Source organism: Brevibacterium casei CIP 102111, from assembly GCF_900169275.1.
Lineage (GTDB): Bacteria > Actinomycetota > Actinomycetes > Actinomycetales > Brevibacteriaceae > Brevibacterium > Brevibacterium casei.
The window spans coordinates 310,819-327,167 of the sequence record NZ_FXZC01000003.1 but is presented as its reverse complement, the minus strand read 5'-3'; the positions used below and the strand labels follow the sequence as shown (position 1 = coordinate 327,167).

The 16,349-nt window shown below is 63.8% G+C and carries 32 protein-coding genes; all 32 read left to right on the top strand.

What is annotated here, in order from left to right:
• Position 1 precedes the first annotated feature (1 nt).
• The 32 genes from BC102111_RS18145 (at position 2) to BC102111_RS08405 (ending at position 16,327) form a co-directional block, all read left to right on the top strand.
• A complete protein-coding gene (locus BC102111_RS18145) occupies positions 2–655 on the top strand; it encodes an HNH endonuclease (protein ID WP_101624076.1) in 654 nt (217 codons plus the stop codon).
• 2 nt (positions 656–657) lie between these two features.
• Positions 658–1,170 (top strand): single-stranded DNA-binding protein, encoded by a 513-nt coding sequence (locus tag BC102111_RS08540; RefSeq protein WP_101624075.1) that lies wholly within the window; start codon positions 658–660, stop codon positions 1,168–1,170.
• Complete coding sequence (locus tag BC102111_RS08535) at positions 1,148–1,882, top strand: HNH endonuclease signature motif containing protein (protein ID WP_101624074.1); 735 nt, start codon at positions 1,148–1,150, stop codon at positions 1,880–1,882. Before BC102111_RS08540 ends, BC102111_RS08535 begins: the two co-directional genes overlap by 23 nt.
• Positions 1,879–2,259 carry a WhiB family transcriptional regulator gene (locus BC102111_RS08530; protein WP_101624073.1) on the top strand — a complete coding sequence of 127 codons (381 nt, stop codon included), beginning with the start codon at positions 1,879–1,881 and terminating at the stop codon, positions 2,257–2,259. Before BC102111_RS08535 ends, BC102111_RS08530 begins: the two co-directional genes overlap by 4 nt.
• The gene (locus tag BC102111_RS17765; RefSeq protein WP_180960603.1) at positions 2,256–2,429 is read left to right on the top strand and encodes a hypothetical protein; all 174 of its coding nucleotides are present in this window, start codon (positions 2,256–2,258) and stop codon (positions 2,427–2,429) included. Before BC102111_RS08530 ends, BC102111_RS17765 begins: the two co-directional genes overlap by 4 nt.
• Positions 2,430–2,460: 31 nt before the next feature.
• Complete coding sequence (locus tag BC102111_RS08525; RefSeq protein WP_101624072.1) at positions 2,461–2,769, top strand: hypothetical protein; 309 nt, start codon at positions 2,461–2,463, stop codon at positions 2,767–2,769.
• Positions 2,766–3,500: a DNA-methyltransferase gene (locus tag BC102111_RS08520; protein ID WP_101624071.1), complete on the top strand. Its 735-nt coding sequence runs from the start codon at positions 2,766–2,768 to the stop codon at positions 3,498–3,500. Before BC102111_RS08525 ends, BC102111_RS08520 begins: the two co-directional genes overlap by 4 nt.
• Entirely contained in the window at positions 3,497–3,868 is a 372-nt protein-coding gene (locus BC102111_RS08515; protein WP_101624070.1) for a hypothetical protein, read from the top strand. Before BC102111_RS08520 ends, BC102111_RS08515 begins: the two co-directional genes overlap by 4 nt.
• Positions 3,865–4,050, top strand: a complete 186-nt coding sequence (locus BC102111_RS08510; protein ID WP_101624069.1) for a hypothetical protein — start codon at positions 3,865–3,867, stop codon at positions 4,048–4,050. The genes BC102111_RS08515 and BC102111_RS08510 overlap by 4 nt, the downstream gene beginning before the upstream one ends.
• Before the next feature lies 1 nt (position 4,051).
• Entirely contained in the window at positions 4,052–4,219 is a 168-nt protein-coding gene (locus BC102111_RS17760; protein WP_180960602.1) for a hypothetical protein, read from the top strand.
• Positions 4,220–5,110, top strand: coding sequence for a hypothetical protein (locus BC102111_RS08505; protein WP_101624068.1), 891 nt, complete (start codon positions 4,220–4,222; stop codon positions 5,108–5,110).
• A complete protein-coding gene (locus BC102111_RS08500) occupies positions 5,110–6,390 on the top strand; it encodes a replicative DNA helicase (RefSeq protein WP_101624067.1) in 1,281 nt (426 codons plus the stop codon). Before BC102111_RS08505 ends, BC102111_RS08500 begins: the two co-directional genes overlap by 1 nt.
• 168 nt (positions 6,391–6,558) lie before the next feature.
• Positions 6,559–6,831, top strand: a complete 273-nt coding sequence (locus BC102111_RS08495; protein WP_101624066.1) for a hypothetical protein — start codon at positions 6,559–6,561, stop codon at positions 6,829–6,831.
• Entirely contained in the window at positions 6,824–7,483 is a 660-nt protein-coding gene (locus BC102111_RS08490; protein WP_101624065.1) for a hypothetical protein, read from the top strand. The genes BC102111_RS08495 and BC102111_RS08490 overlap by 8 nt, the downstream gene beginning before the upstream one ends.
• The gene (locus tag BC102111_RS08485) at positions 7,476–7,961 is read left to right on the top strand and encodes a hypothetical protein (RefSeq protein WP_101624064.1); all 486 of its coding nucleotides are present in this window, start codon (positions 7,476–7,478) and stop codon (positions 7,959–7,961) included. The genes BC102111_RS08490 and BC102111_RS08485 overlap by 8 nt, the downstream gene beginning before the upstream one ends.
• Positions 7,954–8,232, top strand: a complete 279-nt coding sequence (locus BC102111_RS08480) for a hypothetical protein (protein ID WP_101624063.1) — start codon at positions 7,954–7,956, stop codon at positions 8,230–8,232. Before BC102111_RS08485 ends, BC102111_RS08480 begins: the two co-directional genes overlap by 8 nt.
• Positions 8,225–8,380 carry a hypothetical protein gene (locus BC102111_RS17755; protein WP_180960601.1) on the top strand — a complete coding sequence of 52 codons (156 nt, stop codon included), beginning with the start codon at positions 8,225–8,227 and terminating at the stop codon, positions 8,378–8,380. The genes BC102111_RS08480 and BC102111_RS17755 overlap by 8 nt, the downstream gene beginning before the upstream one ends.
• The gene (locus BC102111_RS08475) at positions 8,373–8,624 is read left to right on the top strand and encodes a hypothetical protein (protein ID WP_146001412.1); all 252 of its coding nucleotides are present in this window, start codon (positions 8,373–8,375) and stop codon (positions 8,622–8,624) included. Before BC102111_RS17755 ends, BC102111_RS08475 begins: the two co-directional genes overlap by 8 nt.
• Positions 8,621–8,881 carry a hypothetical protein gene (locus BC102111_RS08470; RefSeq protein ID WP_101624061.1) on the top strand — a complete coding sequence of 87 codons (261 nt, stop codon included), beginning with the start codon at positions 8,621–8,623 and terminating at the stop codon, positions 8,879–8,881. Before BC102111_RS08475 ends, BC102111_RS08470 begins: the two co-directional genes overlap by 4 nt.
• The gene (locus BC102111_RS08465) at positions 8,871–9,119 is read left to right on the top strand and encodes a hypothetical protein (RefSeq protein ID WP_101624060.1); all 249 of its coding nucleotides are present in this window, start codon (positions 8,871–8,873) and stop codon (positions 9,117–9,119) included. Before BC102111_RS08470 ends, BC102111_RS08465 begins: the two co-directional genes overlap by 11 nt.
• A gap of 180 nt (positions 9,120–9,299) precedes the next feature.
• Entirely contained in the window at positions 9,300–9,521 is a 222-nt protein-coding gene (locus BC102111_RS08460) for a hypothetical protein (RefSeq protein ID WP_101624059.1), read from the top strand.
• Positions 9,522–9,715: 194 nt separating this feature from the next.
• Entirely contained in the window at positions 9,716–9,925 is a 210-nt protein-coding gene (locus BC102111_RS08455; protein WP_063250107.1) for a hypothetical protein, read from the top strand.
• The gene (locus BC102111_RS08450) at positions 9,925–10,569 is read left to right on the top strand and encodes a hypothetical protein (RefSeq protein ID WP_101624058.1); all 645 of its coding nucleotides are present in this window, start codon (positions 9,925–9,927) and stop codon (positions 10,567–10,569) included. The genes BC102111_RS08455 and BC102111_RS08450 overlap by 1 nt, the downstream gene beginning before the upstream one ends.
• Positions 10,566–10,832 carry a hypothetical protein gene (locus tag BC102111_RS08445; RefSeq protein WP_101624057.1) on the top strand — a complete coding sequence of 89 codons (267 nt, stop codon included), beginning with the start codon at positions 10,566–10,568 and terminating at the stop codon, positions 10,830–10,832. Before BC102111_RS08450 ends, BC102111_RS08445 begins: the two co-directional genes overlap by 4 nt.
• Entirely contained in the window at positions 10,829–11,053 is a 225-nt protein-coding gene (locus tag BC102111_RS08440; protein WP_101624056.1) for a hypothetical protein, read from the top strand. The genes BC102111_RS08445 and BC102111_RS08440 overlap by 4 nt, the downstream gene beginning before the upstream one ends.
• Entirely contained in the window at positions 11,050–11,256 is a 207-nt protein-coding gene (locus BC102111_RS08435; RefSeq protein ID WP_101624055.1) for a hypothetical protein, read from the top strand. The genes BC102111_RS08440 and BC102111_RS08435 overlap by 4 nt, the downstream gene beginning before the upstream one ends.
• A 237-nt stretch (positions 11,257–11,493) precedes the next feature.
• On the top strand, positions 11,494–11,751 hold the full coding sequence (locus BC102111_RS08425) for a hypothetical protein (RefSeq protein WP_101624053.1): 258 nt from the start codon (positions 11,494–11,496) through the stop codon (positions 11,749–11,751).
• Positions 11,748–12,446 carry a hypothetical protein gene (locus tag BC102111_RS08420; RefSeq protein WP_146001410.1) on the top strand — a complete coding sequence of 233 codons (699 nt, stop codon included), beginning with the start codon at positions 11,748–11,750 and terminating at the stop codon, positions 12,444–12,446. The genes BC102111_RS08425 and BC102111_RS08420 overlap by 4 nt, the downstream gene beginning before the upstream one ends.
• A 214-nt stretch (positions 12,447–12,660) precedes the next feature.
• Complete coding sequence (locus BC102111_RS08415; RefSeq protein ID WP_101624051.1) at positions 12,661–13,254, top strand: HNH endonuclease signature motif containing protein; 594 nt, start codon at positions 12,661–12,663, stop codon at positions 13,252–13,254.
• Between the two features lie 9 nt (positions 13,255–13,263).
• Positions 13,264–13,515: a hypothetical protein gene (locus tag BC102111_RS17745; RefSeq protein ID WP_180960600.1), complete on the top strand. Its 252-nt coding sequence runs from the start codon at positions 13,264–13,266 to the stop codon at positions 13,513–13,515.
• Positions 13,422–14,759, top strand: a complete 1,338-nt coding sequence (gene terL, locus BC102111_RS08410) for a phage terminase large subunit (protein ID WP_257957712.1) — start codon at positions 13,422–13,424, stop codon at positions 14,757–14,759. The genes BC102111_RS17745 and terL overlap by 94 nt, the downstream gene beginning before the upstream one ends.
• An 11-nt stretch (positions 14,760–14,770) precedes the next feature.
• Entirely contained in the window at positions 14,771–16,327 is a 1,557-nt protein-coding gene (locus BC102111_RS08405) for a hypothetical protein (protein WP_101624049.1), read from the top strand.
• Positions 16,328–16,349 lie beyond the last annotated feature (22 nt).

The window sequence follows — 16,349 nt, the reverse complement described above, 5'->3', positions numbered from 1 at the left end:
CATGCCTGACGCACGAAATCGCAGCAGAAGCCATAGAGCCAAGGATGGCCCACCATGCTCTATTGCTAGCTGCGGGCGCCCTGCCGAATCTCGGGGCTGGTGTGTAGCTCACTGGGAGAGGTGGAAGAAGTACGGGGATCCTCGTCCGGACATCCCTGTTCGCAACCGGTTCAAGTCGCCCGACGAGGCGCTTGAGAAGTACGTCACCCGGAGGGGCGAATGCGTCCTGTGGGCCGGGACAGTCAACTCACGAGGACACGGACTCGTAAGGGCGTCCGGGCGGATGACCCTGGTCCACCGCTACGCCTGGGAACAAGAGCACGGCCCAATTCCTGAGGGGATGCAGATCGACCACATCTGCCACGAGCCAGCCTGTGTCAATCTCGACCATCTACGGCTAGCCACGCCCGCGGAGAACTCCCAGCACAGGCGAGGCGCTACCGCCGCGAATCTCTCTGGATACAGGGGTGTTTCGAAGAACGGCAGGGGATGGTCCGCGACCGTGGGCAAGGGCGGCAAGAAGTACCACCTCGGAACGTTCAACTCCCCGCAAGAGGCCGCAGAGGTAGCGGCAAAGAAGAGGCTCGAGCTGTTCGGAGAGTTTGCGGGCGGCTCGCTCAAGAAGAGTTTTCACACCAAGAACAAGGAGCAGTAACCATGGCAGGCGAAACAGTCATTACCGTCATCGGCAACCTCACCTCGGATCCGGAGCTTCGGTTCACACCCAACGGTGCTGCAGTCGCGAACTTCACCGTCGCCTCGACGCCACGCATCTTCGATCGGCAGGCCGGCGAGTTTAAGGACGGGGAGACGCTGTTCCTGCGGTGCTCAGCATGGAAGCAACTGGGCGAGAATGTCGCGGAGTCTCTCCGCCGGGGGACTAACGTCGTCGTCCAAGGTCGCCTCAAGTCCCGCTCGTTCGAGACCAAGGAGGGTGAGAAGCGCACGGTCATGGATCTTGACGTCGATGACGTCGGACCGAACTTGCGGCGTGCAACCGCGGTGGTGACGAAGAACCAGTCCGGCGGCGGGTTCGGCGGCCAGCAGCAGGGCGGCTTCCAGCAGTCCCAGCAGGCCGGCGGATGGGCTCAGCAGTCCCAGCAGGGGCAGGGCGGTGGTTGGGACCAGAACCAGAGTGGAGGTCAAGATGACAGCCGTCCACCATTCTGACGCGACCATCGCCCAGGGCCCAGTTTGCAAGGCGTGCGGAAAGGTCATCGAGAAGAGGCCCAAGGACGCATACCGAGTCTGGCGCAAGCGCGTCTACTGCTCCAAGGACTGTGCGGACGCAAGTCGTCCCAGCATCCTGTCCGACTACATCGTGGTCGAGTCGGGGTGCTGGGAATGGCAGGGCCACATTGACAAGAACGGGTATGGCAAAGCCTACGACATCGAGCAGCCGCCGGGTCGCCGAGTCGACTGGGCGCACCGTGTCTCCTACCGAAGGCACAAGGGTCCAATCCCCGAGGGATACCACCTCGATCATGAGTGCGAGAACCCTCCGTGCGTCAACCCCGATCACCTGTGCCCGGTCACGCCGGCAGAGCATGTTCGACGAACTTTAGGTCGACTCGGAGTGTTTGAGGACCAGATGGAAGCGGTCCAGTTGCGAATTGAGGGTCTGACCTATCAGCAGATCGCGGATGCAACTGGGCTGGCCGGATTCAAATCAGCTCACGATCGAGTCAAGTCAGCAATCGCCAATGGGCTGGTTGACCCAGACGATCTCCCGAAAGTCGAGAGGCTGACCCTCGACGACCGCCGGTCAATCCGCGCCCTGTACGCGCTCGGAGTTCCGCAGACAGAGATCGCCGCATTCTATGGCATCGACTCGTCGCAGGCATCAAGGATCGTCAACGGAAAGACGAGTGGTCACTCATGAGAATCCCCCGGTACTCGGATGAATGGGATGACGCCATTTGCGCACAGATTGGCGGGAACGCTGCCGACTCGATCTTTTTCCCGGCTGGTCCAGACCAGGCCAAGCAGGCCATAGAGATGTGTTTCAGGTGTCCGGCGAAGGAATTCTGTCTCCGGGCTGCCCTCGAGGAGGAGGCCACCCTCCCGTTCGATCAGCGGTTCGGGATACGCGGGGGACTGACCGCCAGGGAACGCCTCACCCTCACCCCCGAACGACTCTGTCCCGACTGTGGTGTCCCCGTCGTCAACAACGCCCGCCGTTGCGACGACGACCGCACCGGGCACACACGCCGCTACGACGCGGCCAGGAAGCAACGCGAAAGGAGAGACGCCGCATGAGACCCCCACATTTCCGCATCGTCAAGGCCGCACCACGTACTTGGCAGGTGTGGTTGGTCGTCGCTGACGGCCGGTGGATCATCGCGACGGAAACCACCGCGGCACGTGCGTGGGCTGTTGCGATCACGAGACTCGCTGAGCGTGCACCCGTCATGGAGGTGACGGCATGAATAAGCAAACCAGTGTTACTAGGAGAGAAGCATGACCCGCCTCAGAATCACCCACTCGAATGCGAGTGTCCGCGCCCGGGCCGAAGCACTCGTCGACCACCACGGGAGCATCCGCGCGACCGCCGAGAAGGTTGGTGTCTCCTACGACACCCTCGCCCGCGTCCTGAGGTTCCCGCGCACGTCAGTCCAGGAACCCACCTACCAGGCGATCCTCCGCGCCCACGCCTCCATGCTCCGTGCACGGAAGCGCCGCGACACCGTGGCGGGGGAGGTCGTCGCGGACTTCGCGACCACACCGGAGGGGCGAGCGTTCATCGCAGAATGCCGAGGTGCGGCATGAAGCCGTACTACCAAGACGAGCACGTCACGTTGTACCACGGCGACTGCCGTGGCATTCTTCCTGGACTGTCCGCTGACAATATCGTCACCGACCCGCCATACGCGGTGGATCGGGCTGGCAACATGCTCGGCTTCGTATCCCCGAACTGGTCGGAGAAAGCGACACATTCCAGAGGGTACGCGGATCACGACCAGAGGGTGTTCGCTGAGTTGATGCGCGACGCATTCGGGCTGATGTTCGACACAGTGCCTGACGGTTCGGCCCATATAGCGTTTTGTGGCAACCGAACGTTTCACCAGATGGTGACAGAAGCCGAAGCAGTGGGCTTCGTCCCTCTCGACGTGCTGGTGTTCGCGAGTCAAGGCGTGGCGAAGTCCACCACGACCCTTGCGCCAGCTCATGAAATTGCGTCGCTCCTGCGTAAACCTGGGCAGCCGGCCGTCATCAACCCCGATTGGCGGACCTCTAACAGGTGGGACATCCCGAAGCCACGGACCAAAGAGGCGGACCACCTGACAACTAAGCCGGAAGCGTGGATGCGGGAAGCCGTAGCGCTTGTCTCAGACGTGGGAGGCACGGTCTTGGACCCGTTCATGGGGAGTGGCTCCACTCTTTTTGCTGCCCACGCGCTGGGCAGACGAGGTATCGGCATCGAGATGGACGAGCGGTACTGCGAGATCGCTGCCAGGCGATTCGACCAGGGTGTCCTCGACCTCGGGGGTGCCGCATGACCGAACTCGTCATCGACGTACCCGACAACGAATATCTCAGTGCGAACGATCGCCACCACTGGCGACCGGAACGTCAACGGAAGATCGCGCTGCGCAACCGGGGCATGTTCCTCGCCCGCAAGCACCGTCTGACCATCCCCACGCCGTGCACGCTCACCGTCACTGTGGGACTCCGTACTCACGGGCGTGCGGACGCGGACAATTCGGCTCCTACGGTCAAGTGCTTGATCGACGGGATCGTCGCCGCCGGTGCGCTTGTCGATGACAGCACCGACCACATCACCGCCACCACCTACCGACGTGGCCCTCGGGTCACGGAGAAGGGCTGGCGGACCATCACACTCACATTCCATCAGGAGAAGCCATGAGCAACCGTGCAGGATTCGCACTCCCCGCCGGCATCGACGTCGACCTGGGCCACACGATCATCCGCGACCCCCACACCGACCACGAGGCGATGCTCACCGTCGCATCCTGGCTGCCCACCGCCGAGGCCAGGGACGTGCTCGAGGTGCTGGGGCTCGTGGGGCCACGGGCGAAGGAGGACTGACATGGACGAACTCACCCACTCCGAAGCATGCGCACGCATCACACTCGCGCAATCCATCCTCAACCACCGGTCACCGACCGCACACAACATCGACCTCGCGATCGCCGCACTCGAAGGCGCACACATCGGCGACCTCATCGCCCTCGACCATCCAGGGGAGGCGGCGTAAGTGGCCAGGGATCACGCACGAGTCAACGTCACCATCTGGCAGGACGCCGACTTCCGCAACCTCAGCCCGGCCGCCCAGCACCTGTACTTCGTGCTCTGGACCCACCCCGACCTCACCTACTGCGGTGTCGTCGACTGGCGCCCAGGCCGCCTTGCCTCACTGGCTGGCGGATGGGACAAGGAAGCAGTGATTGAAGCAGCCGCGGAACTGTCGAACAACCTGTTCGTCATCATCGACGAGGACACTGAGGAGGCGCTCCTGCGGTCCTGGATCAAATGGGACGGACTGCTCAAACAGCCGCGCCTGCCCGTGTCCATGGCGAAAGCGTACTCGGCAACCTACTCGAACACCCTGCGCGGAGTCCTCACGCACGAGCTGACGAAACTGCGTAACCGGCATCCCGACTTGTCGGCATTCGAGGATGAGCGGATTTCCTCACTGCTCGAGCAACCGGCGATTGACCCGAAGGGTTTGCCCCTGTTTCGAGAGGAGTTTCCACAGGGGTTTCGACATGACTTTCGACAAGGGTTTCGCCGAAACGCGACCGAAGGTTTCGACCCCCTCTACTCCAGCTCCTACTCCAGCTCCACTACTCCAGCTCCTATAGAGGCGGCTTCGCCGCGCGAGAGCACCGGTCGCAAGCGACCATCCACAGCCCTCCCAGACGACTGGACCTACGGGGACACCCACATCGAGAAAGCACAGAACCTCAACCTCGACGTCGACCTCGAAGCAGAGAAATTCCGAGACAACGTCGAAGCCAAAGGCCTCCGCTACGTCGACTGGGGCAAGGCATTCCACACCTGGCTCAACCGAGCCAACGACTTCAAACCACGCAGCGCAACACCACCACCACCAACCGACCTCTGGGAGCGGAAAGGACCATTCTGATGACCGAAACCACCAACGCAGACGAAGCCGAACAGTCCCTCCTCGGAGCAATCCTCCTCAGCAACGGCCGAGCACTCGAAGACATCACCCTCACCCCCGACGACTTCGCCAGCCCCCGCAACGCCGCCGCCTACACGCTCATGCGCGAACTCTGGTCCACCGGCCAAGCCGTCGACCTCGTCACAACCGGCAACGCCCTCACCACAGCCCCCGCAGAAACCCGGCGTCTCGTCGAACCCGTCTACCTCGCCCGGGCACTCCACGACACCCCCACAGCCGCCCTCGCAGGCCAATACGAGCAGATCATCCGCGAGCACGGAATCCGGCGCAGACTCATCACCGCAGCAGGCACCATCACCCAAGCTGTCACCGACACCCCCGACATCAACCAGCTCATCGAAATCGCCCGCAAAGCGATCGACGATGCCGGCAACGTCAACACCAGCGAAATCCAATCCATGGCCGACACCGTCGCCGACACGATCCGTGAACTCGATGAGGAACCCCGATACACGCCCACCCCCTGGCAGGACCTCAACCACCTCATCGCCGGCTGGCGACCAGGAGCCCTCTACGTCATCGGCGCCCGACCAGGCAGCGGCAAAACCCTCATCGGCCTCCAATCCGCGGTCAACATGCTCGGACGCGGAGCCGTCCTCATGTGCACCCTCGAAATGAGCCGCGGCGAAATCCACAAACGCGTCATCTCCCAACTCCTGCACATCCCCCTGACGAACATCCTCAACTCGAACATGACCCCCAACGAATGGGAACGCCTGTCCAACCGAGACGCCAGCGGGTGGGAGAGGTTCTTCATCGACGACAACCCCGCACAGACCGTCGAAGGCATCCGCCGCATGGCACGAACCATCCAACGCCGCACACCCCTGTCGATGATCGTCGTCGACTACCTGCAGCTCATGGAATCCACGGGCAAATCCGAACGCAAACGCCACGAGGAGATCGCCCGCTGGACGCGGGCACTCAAGGTCATGGCGAAGACCTTCGACGTGCCCGTCCTGGTGCTCTCCCAGCTCAACCGGGAGTCCGCTCGCGGCGGGAAACCATCGCTCGCGGACCTGCGTGAGTCCGGGGCGATCGAGCAGGACGCCGACGTGGTGCTGCTCCTGCACCGGGAGGATCCGGACGTGCCGGAGCTCGACATGCTCGTCGCGAAGAACCGTCACGGAACCACGTACCCGCTCAAACTCCAATGGGAGGGGCACTTCGCATCCGTGTCGGACTTGCCGGTCAGACCAGCATTGGAAGCCGCCTCATGACCCGCCTGCTCGCCCTCATCGAAACCACCCTGACTCGCCGGCGACTGACCCGCGCACACCAGGTTCACCGGTCTGTGAACCTCACCGAATTCGACCCGAAAAACCGAACCTCACCGGACCCGCGTGCCGGATCCGGGAAACCAGGACACCAAGCGAAAGGCTCAGACCATGAATGACACACCCACCTCACTCCCCGGGAACCCCGAAGCCGAAGCCGTAGCGAGACTCACCGCCGCAACCACGGTTGCTGCTGAGGGTGACCCGTCCGCGAACGTCCTCGCACTGCTGACATACACCCAGGCGACCCTCGCCCTCGCGTTCGAGACCAGGACGGCGACGCTCGTGGCCCTCCTCGACTCGGGTGTCCTCGCCGCCGACTACGTGCAGGTCGCCGGGCAGGTCCGCACCCGCCTCGGCCTCGGGGGTGATGACGGTGAGTGACCAGCCCATTTTCTACAAAGCCACCCGCCCGGACGGGACGGACTTCTACTCGGGGACAGTGGACTACGCCGGTGCTGTCGGCGGTGACCCGATCGTACTCCCGGTCGTGGACGCCCCGGAGTGCTGTAGCTCTACAGTCCTCCATGCCGCCACTGTGCCGACCGAAACGCTGATTGGCGGGTCGTGGCCGTGCAGGCTGTTCGAGGTGACAGGGGAGCCTGTCGCCAACGAGGAGCACAAACGGGGGTTTTTCTCGCTGACCGTGGTGCGTGAGATCGACGCTCACCTGGCACTGGGGCCGCAGGGGCGTGAGATCGCCGCGCTGATCGAGCGATCTGGGGCGTTGACGCAGGCTGATGGTGAAAGCCTGCGCGCGGCTTGGGGCGCGGCTCGGCGCGCGGCTTGGGGCGCGGCTTGGGACGCGGCTTGGGGCGCGGCTCGGCGCGCGGCTCGGCGCGCGGCTCGGGACGCGGCTCGGCGCGCGGCTTGGGACGCGGCTCGGGACGGGGCTTGGGCCATCGTGGTCCGTGACCTCATCGGCCAGCACGGCCTCACCCAGGACCATTACGACACACTCACCCGCCCGTGGCGAACCGTCATCGGGCGAATCCACCCCGACGATGCTGACCTGATGGGAGACGACGATGCCTGACACCGAACTCGAAGCATGGCTGACGGAGCGCAAGGCTGTGCACTCGAAGGCGACGGAGGGGCCGTGGGAAGCATACGAAGGCCCGGGCCGTGAGCCTGCGAACATTCTGACGCCCCAGCACACGCCGATCCCCATGATCAACGGCTGCTGTGACGGCGACGGCTATCTCGACAATCCGGCTGACGTCGTCTCCATCGTCGACGCCCACAACCACCTCCCGACGCTCGTCGCCGTGGTGGGGATGGTGCTCGACCGGCACCGACCGGACGCCCTCTACCAGACGGCGGACCAGTGCGAGAACGACGACGAGGAGCACCAGGACTCCCGCCACTGGGAGGCTGAGGACGGGACGCTCCTGTGCGAGGACTTACCCGCTGGCATCACACAGTGCCGGACTTGCCGGTATGACGATGGGGAGCCCGAGGACTGGCCTTGCGCCGAACTCCGCGCCCTTGAGGCGGTGATCGGGGATGAGTGACCGGGGATCGAGCGAGGCCGTGCAGATTCGCCTCGGCCTCGAAGAGAACGATGAGTCGCCGTGGGAGTACGGCACGTACATCGAACGCAACGACGGGCGAGACGGCAAGGACGACTGGGTGCCGCTCGTGTACGGCGGAAATAAGTCCTGGGAGGACACCTGGGTGGATCACCGAGCTAACCGCAAAGCATCGGCGGCGCACCCCAGGACGTTCCGCAATCCTCGCATCGTCCGGCGCGCGGTGTCGCCGTGGGAGGTGCGCGATGGATGAGGACGAGGACCAGTGCCCAGTGCACTACGGAGTCGCGGTCGGGATCGACCTGGTGGTGAGGAAGCTCGCCGCCCTTGGGGATGACCCGGAACTGTTCGCTCGCATCCCCGATCCCGTGACCGCACCGGGAGGTGAAGACCGTGAGTGACATGAAGACGATCAGCGACGTGATCGCAGAGCTCGAGGGAGTCCAGCAGGAGTGTGGTGATCTCCCCGTCCTAGTGGACGGATACGAGGGCGGTTACGAGCAGCCGATGAGCATCAAGGTCGTGGAGGTCGCTGACCGTGGCGCCGCGGCTGCCGAAGAGCAATGGTGGAACGGGCGCTACGAAGATACCGAGTGGTCGCCGCCTCATCGGCCGAGATTCGACGCGGTGGTGATCCCACGATGAGCAGTGAACCCTACGTGCCGAGCGAGGAGGAGATGCGTGAGTACGTCGTGGTCGGAGGTGAGTACCGACCGTGGGCACCGCCGGGAGACGGGACGGAGACTGCGCGTGGCGCGGCGTTCGACCGGTTCATCGCGAAGGTCCGGGCGGACACGCTGCGGGAGTTCGCCGCGAAGGACATTCCAGCGGCAGTGGAGGCGCGCAGAACGCTCCTGGCCGAAGCCGACCGGATCGAACAGGAGGCGCGTGATGGACGCTGACAGTCTTCGGGACAGGATCGCGAAGGTACATATTGCCGCGACCGCTCGCATGGCCGCTGAGCAGATGGGTCTTGAGAGTCCGGTGACGTGGGACGACATCTCCGAAGCGGACAGGGAGGTCTGCCGAGCTGGTGCTCAGGCAGTCATCGACGACCTGGGGCTGAAGGCCAGGGTTGACGAGTGCTGCGGGACCATGCAGATCGAAGGCTGGGTGTCAGGGATGGAGGTGGAGACGTGAACTGCATCGACCGCGGAGAGCACTGCGCGGCCGCGTTCACACCCCTCTGTGAGCCGTGCGCACGCATCGCAGTGACCCTACTCGGCAGTGAGGACGCACGACTCAAACTACTTGGGGAGGGCCGATGACCCTACAACTTTCCACCCGTCCGATGGGACGAAACTTGTGAACGGAGGAGACGTGAAGCCCTTCAACCACCTCGCCGAGCACACTCGAGGCGAATGGCACCGCCACTGGCTGCTCAGCTCAGGCCAGTACGTGCACAGTCGACCCGTGTACCGGAGTTGGGGGCGCTACGTTGACGAAGAAGGCGTCAACCACTACTTCTACCCGGACGACCTCTCACTGATCACCTGCCATTGTGGGCGCATCGCCTGCCGACACCACGAGGACCGGGAGTGAGGCCCTGGGAGGCCCGATGGTTCCGGCTTTGGGCCGCACGCACACCGCGACCCCGCAACACCCGCACCCCCAGCACCCTGTTCATCTCCGCCCCAGCACGTGGTCTCGCCTGGATCCTCAACCACCGCCAAAACCCCCACTAACACGGCGTGCCGTCCCGGGCATTCCAGGACACCCCCCTGAATGCTGGGCACATGATAGCCCGCAACATCGGCCCCGAACACCTGGGCAAACACGTCACCCTCCCCACCCTGGAAGCCCTCGGCAGATGCCGGCAAGGCATCCTCACCTTCTACGCCCACACCACCACCAGCACCACGTTGATCATCGCCGACCACCAGCACACGGTGCCCGCGAACGCAACAATCACGGTCACTGACCTCCAACCCGTCACGGGGCTGTGATGAGCGGGAAGAACATCGACAAGTCTGGCTGGGACCCGCGGAAATGCCAGGCGGCCTCGAAGAAACGGCCTGGGGAGCAGTGTGGCGCCTACCCCGTGCGCGGTCTCACAGTGTGCCGAGCCCACGGCGGAGCATCCAAGAAGTCCCGTGCCGCCGCAGCCCGGAACCTCGAGCAGGAGAAACTCGCCCGCGTCGCACGCCGCCTCGGCACCCCGCACGACAACCTCGACCCCGCACAAGCGTTGCTTGACCTCGTCGCGGCGAAAGCAGGGGAGGTCGAGTGGTTGCGCCACCAGGTGGAGACGCTCGAGCACGAGGGTGACCTGTGGTGGGGTGAGACGAAGGTCGTCGCCAAGGACAACCCTGAACTTGGTGCCCAGTTCGACCGCACCGAGGAAGCCCGCCAGCACATCGTGTACGCCATGCTCCACAAGGCCCAAGACCAGCTCGCCCGGTACGCCGCCGAAACACTCAAGGCCGGTGTGGACGAGAGGCAAGTGCGCGTGGCCGAACGGACAGGGGAGCAGTTCGAAGCCGTCCTCACCTCCCTCCTCACCGCGATCAACGCCACCCCGGAGCAGATGCGCACCGCCGCCACCGAAATCCCCCGCATCCTCCGCGACGCCGCAGGAGGACGCACATGACGATGTTCGACGACCGCTACACCGAAGGCGAGAAACAACGCAAGCGGATCCGTGACGCATCCGTCGAACTGGGTCTCGCACACCAGTCGAACGGGTCCACCCCGGACGGCATGACCCTCGCCGAACACATCGACTCCATTGAGGCCAACGCCCTCTACCAAACCGACAATGCCGCCGTCACCGGGATGCTGTGGGTCCACGCCGCAGCCCTCACCGCCCAAGCACTCGAACAAGTCGCCCAACGATACCGAGGAGAGATATGAGCAAGGTCATCACTCAACAGCAACTCATCGAAGCAATCAGAACACTCGGTTTCGACCCGAACACGATTCTCGAGCTTCACCTCTTCCCGACCTACGCGATCGGCGAAGAAGTCGCACCCAACCCCAGCCCATACGACATTCAGAGCGGCACAGTGACCCTGGAGGCCGGCCGTGTCCCGCACCGCATGTTCCACGTCCCAGTCGTCAAGGAGGACGCATGACACCCATATTCCTCAGCCCAGATTGCCGAGATAGCAACCACCGCAAGTGCGACGGCAACGCCTGGGACGACATCAACGACGAACCAACCGACTGCGGATGCGACTGCCACCGGGCGGGCCTGCATGTCATCGGTGAGGACGGGCCCGAACTGCTCACGATGCGTGACGGCGAACGAATCTACCGGCCAGGAGAGAGCAAGTGACTGATAACCCGTGGCTGCCGATCGACACCATGCCGTTGTCGACCCTCGGCACCCGCGTCGACATTCGAGACGACGGCAACGAACACCGAGGCATCACCGTCACGCGCCTGCGAACGAATCGCTGCTGGGCCGGGAGACAAGCCGAGGTCGCCCCTCCCTGGGATGAATTCGAGGTCACGATCTTCGACGACCGGCGCCTGGAACTCGCCCTCGACCGCACCGCTCAATGGAGGCCACATGTCTGAGCTGAGACTCGATGACATCGATGAGAATTTCGTTCGCGAGCACCCCGACGAGGCGGAGGCACTCCTCGCCGCCATGCCCGAACGAACCCACATCGTATGCCCTGGGCACATGTACGCCTGCGGGAACTGGCACAGGGTCGAAACTCACAGCATCACAGGCAACGGCCCATCCATCTACTACTGGACCATCCCCGACCATATGCGCGAACACCAAGGACCGCACGACCTGGACGGAAGGAGGGGCCAGTGACTGACCCATCCCCAGCCCAGCGGGTGCGCAACCTCTGCGACAACATCCACGACGCCCTCAACCTCGCCGAACACCCGCCAGCACCGCGCGGTGGCCAATCCGGGGCCACCAGCGGGTCACGCCCACCCATGCCAGTGGCTATCCTCGACGCGAAGCTGGACTTGAAGCAGAAGCTCACCTCCTGGGCGCTCATGATCGGCGAAGAAGGCGGATTCGTCATCGATTGCGACGACGACACCCTCTCCATCGCCGCCTGGGTCTACACCAAAGCCGACTGGCTCGCCCAGCATCCCGCACTCGAGGACTTCACCATCGAGATCGACGACTGCGTGAAAGCCCTCCGCCGCCCCTACGCCAGCAAAGACGAACGCCGGCTCGTCACCCTGTTCGACGGGGCCCCCATATACGCGTGGCCGTGGGAGCAGACAGTGCGCCTCCCAGACGGCACCGTGGAGCGCACCCACACGCTGCGGGAGCAACTCAAGGGCCAAACCCTGGACAAGGTGCTCGCCGCCCCCAACGTGTCCGCGGTGCTGCGGGAGATCTACGACATGGACGTGCCCCCCGACACGATCCGCAAAGCCGGGAAGCGCGGCAACCTCGCGAAGCACGCTGACGGCTTCCGGGTGGGGGATGTGGTGGAAAGATTCGCGACACGCACCCCCAGGCTTGCATGCGCCCAGTTGTCCGCATAGTCTGTGAAAAGATGGATTCGCTTACACCCTGAAACGGGTCACCAGCGGTCCATCTTTCGCATTCACGTGTTCCTTTCCCCGTGGATGCCGGCCCCTCGTCGCAGCCGCGGCCGTCTCATCCGCCGGCTCCGAGGGGCACAGTCTTACCCAAAGAAGAACCCCGGCGCTGCGCTAACAGCCCGGGGTATGGAAATCATCTTGAAGGGATGACTTCATGGAAAACGCTACCAGGTGCTCAATCGACGGATGCGACGGGTCGCACCTTGCGCGAGGGTGGTGCAACAAGCACTACCAGCGCTGGCGCAAGTATGGAAGCCCCACCATTGACCTGAGCCCCGATGCCAAGGCGGCACGGACGCTTGAGGCTAGGAGCAAGATCACCGCCGATAGCTGCATCCTCTGGATGGGATACATTGCCCGCAACGGCTACGGGTACATGAGCTTTCGAGGCATCCGCACTGAGGTGCACCGAGTCGCCTGGACGCTGGCGAATGGCCCGATCCCGACTGGGATGGAGATTGATCATCGGTGCTGGAATCGCGCATGCATGAACGTTGACCACCTGCGACTGGTCACGACTTCCCAAAACCACCAGCACCGACAAGGCGCGAACCGCAACAACAAGGCATCAGGCGTCCAAGGTGTCTACTGGAACGCAATTACCAACGCTTGGATGGCTAAGGTGCAACACGAAGGCCGACAGCATTACGCTGGCACCCGGTTCGCTACGATCGAAGAAGCCGCCGAAGCGGCACGGCAGCTCCGGAACGTCTTGTTCACCCACAACGACCGGGACCGAGCGGCATAGGAGGTCAACGTGAGCATCGACTGGATGACCGCCTTGGCCGACAAGCTTGAACGCGCGGCTGACACTCGACCTCGATGGTCGTCCCCGCTCAAGCTTGCCAAGGCGATCGACCCAAAGATCGTCGTCACACCCGCGCTGAAGCTCATCGACGAGGCGCTGACCAGGGCATACCAGACACCGGATTCCCGGCTCATGATCAATGTTTCGCCGCAAACGGGAAAAGCCAGACAGCCTCACGCCGGTTTCCTCTGTGGGTATTAACTCAGGATCCGGATACCAGAATCACGCTCGCGTCATATGAGACGGGAGTTGCACGCAGGTGGGGCCGTGCAGTCCGTGATGACATTCGATCCAACCAGGAACTCCTTGGCATCAACGTTCGAGACGACATCAGCGCCCAACAAGAGTGGGAACTCGAGGGGCATATCGGTGGCATGTTCACTGCCGGCATCGGCTCCGCCCTGACTGGCCGCCCATCGAACCTCATGATCATCGATGACCCCGTGAAGAACCACGAGGACGCGATCTCCAAGGTTAAGCAGGAGACCGCCTGGAATTGGTGGACCGAGACGGCACAGTCTCGACTTCACCCAGGAACCTCGGTTGTCCTGATCATGACCCGCTGGTCTACCGGCGACCTCGGTGGCCGAATTCTCTCCGAGCCAGGCGGCGAGGACTGGGAAGTCCTCAGTATCCCAGCGCAAGCCGACCACGACCCCACGCTGGGCGAAACTGACCCGCTTGGCCGCGAGCCTGGCGAGTTCATGCAGACCGTCCATGGCATGAGCGATGAGCAGTGGGAGCAGCGCAAGCTCGCGACCCCTCCGAAGGCATGGTCCTCGCTGTATCAGCAGAGGCCCACACAGGACGAGGGCGGCGTGTTCCCCGCCGAATGGTCGCGCTACAACCAGCCCATGTGGATTGAGCGAGACAATGGCACAAGGATCATACCCGGACTCATCGAGAACGGGTACGAGCTCGCGATCAGCGCCGACCTGACGTTCCGGGACAGCGAGACCTCCGACTACGCGGTCATCCAAACCTGGCTGCGGGTCGGACCCAACATCTACCTGATCGACATGATCCGTCGGCGCATGAACTTCAACGACACCCTCGATGCCCTGCGCTCCATGGCCGCGAAATACCCGCAAGCGGCCGCCAAGTACATCGAGGCCCGTGCGAACGGTGACGCGGCCACCACGGCGCTCTCCCGGGAACTCACAGGCATCATCCCCGTCGAGCCCGAGGGCACGAAGTACACGCGCATGCTCGCGATCAGCCCATTCGCACACGCCGGGAACATCATCCTGCCCACTTCGTCACTGCTGCCCAACGTCGAAGACCTCATCGAGGAGGCCCGCGGATTCCCCGGCGCCACCCACGATGACACATGCGACGGCATGGCGATCGCCGCACAGAACCTCCTCCTCCACCCCCTTGTCTCGCAGGAACAGCTCGTCGCCGACGAGTGGGCGGATGACGCACCCCTGATCACTCAGTTCTGAAAGGAGGCCACATGGGTGTACTCGACTGGCTTGGCCTCCGTGAAGCCGCTGACGACCCGGAGATGAAACGCCTCAAGGGTGAAGTCGAAACCCTGTCGTTTCGTCTCGAGGAATCCTACGAACAGCTGTCCCGCATGTTCTCCGAGGATGCATCTTGGCAGAAGCTCGGCGAGCAGACGGAACGCGACCTCACCCCGGAGGGCCGTAAGCAGGCGACGCAGATATGCCGGGTCATGGCGATCGCGAACCCCCTCATCGCCAGGGCGATCGCTGTGCGCACCGGCTACATTCACGGCAACGGCGGCATCGGTGTGCAAGCCGCAGACGGCAAGGAGTCCGGCACGCAGGACGTCAACAGTGTCCTGCAGGCGTTCCTCGACGACCCGGGCAACCGTGCCGCGTTCACCGGGCATCAGGCGCACGAGGAGTGGGAGAAGCGGCTCGCGACGGACGGGAACGTGTACGCGATCCTGTTCACCAACCCGCAGACGGGTTTCGTGCGGGTCCGCACCCTCGACTCTCTCGAAGTCACGGACATCATCACCAACCCGCAGGATGCTTCGGAGCCGTGGTTCTACCGCCGCGACTACGAAGAAACCACCATCGGGGAACGCACCTCGCGAGTCACTACCCGGCAGAAGACTGTGTGGTATCCGGCTCTCGGGTACACCCCGACGAGGCGCATGCCCGTCATCGACGGCAACCCCGTCGACTGGTCCGCGGCCGTGCATCACACGGCGGTGAACAAGGTCGGGAAGTACGGGCTCGGGGACGCGTTCCCCGCCATTCCCTGGGCGCGCGCATACACGGGGTTCCTCGACGACTGGGCGAAACTCACGAAGGCTCTCGCCCGCATCGCGTGGAAACTGTCGGGTAAGCGTTCCACAGCGCAGCAGGCGCGTGCGGCACTCAACGGTCTCCCCGAGGCTGGTGGTGTCGTCGGCATGGACCCGAACACGCAACTCGAGGCGGTTCCGAAGACCGGTGCCACGATCGACGCCGAATCGGGTCGACCACTCGCAACGATGGTCGCCAGTGCGTTCGGTGTCCCGGTCACCACGCTCCTCTCCGACCCGGGCCAGACAGGTGCACGTGCGGTCGCGGAGACCCTCAACCAGCCGACCCGGTTGACCATGCAGGGGCGCCGTGACGTCGCACAGGAAACGTATCGGGCGATCCTCAACCACGTCATCGACCAGGCAGTCCTCGCCCCACAGGGGCCACTCAAGGGCGGCATCAAGGTCGACCCGTACACGCAACGCCAAGAGGTGGTGCTCGGCAACGACGACGACCGGACGATCACGTTCACCTGGCCCGACCTCGACGACGTCGATGTTGCGGTCATCACGAAGGCGATCGTTGACGCTGACGCGACCGGGAAACTCCCACCCCTGACGACCATGCGGCTTCTGTTGCGTGCCCTGGGGGAGCGGGACGTGGACGAAACCCTCGAACAGTGGACGGACGACGACGGCAACTTCATCGACCCCACCACGAGCGCGGGGGATGCGGCTGTGGCGGCGTTTGAACGCGGTGAGGATCCGGCGGAGGCGATCAAGAAGCAGTAGAGGAGGCCCCGGTGTGGCAATC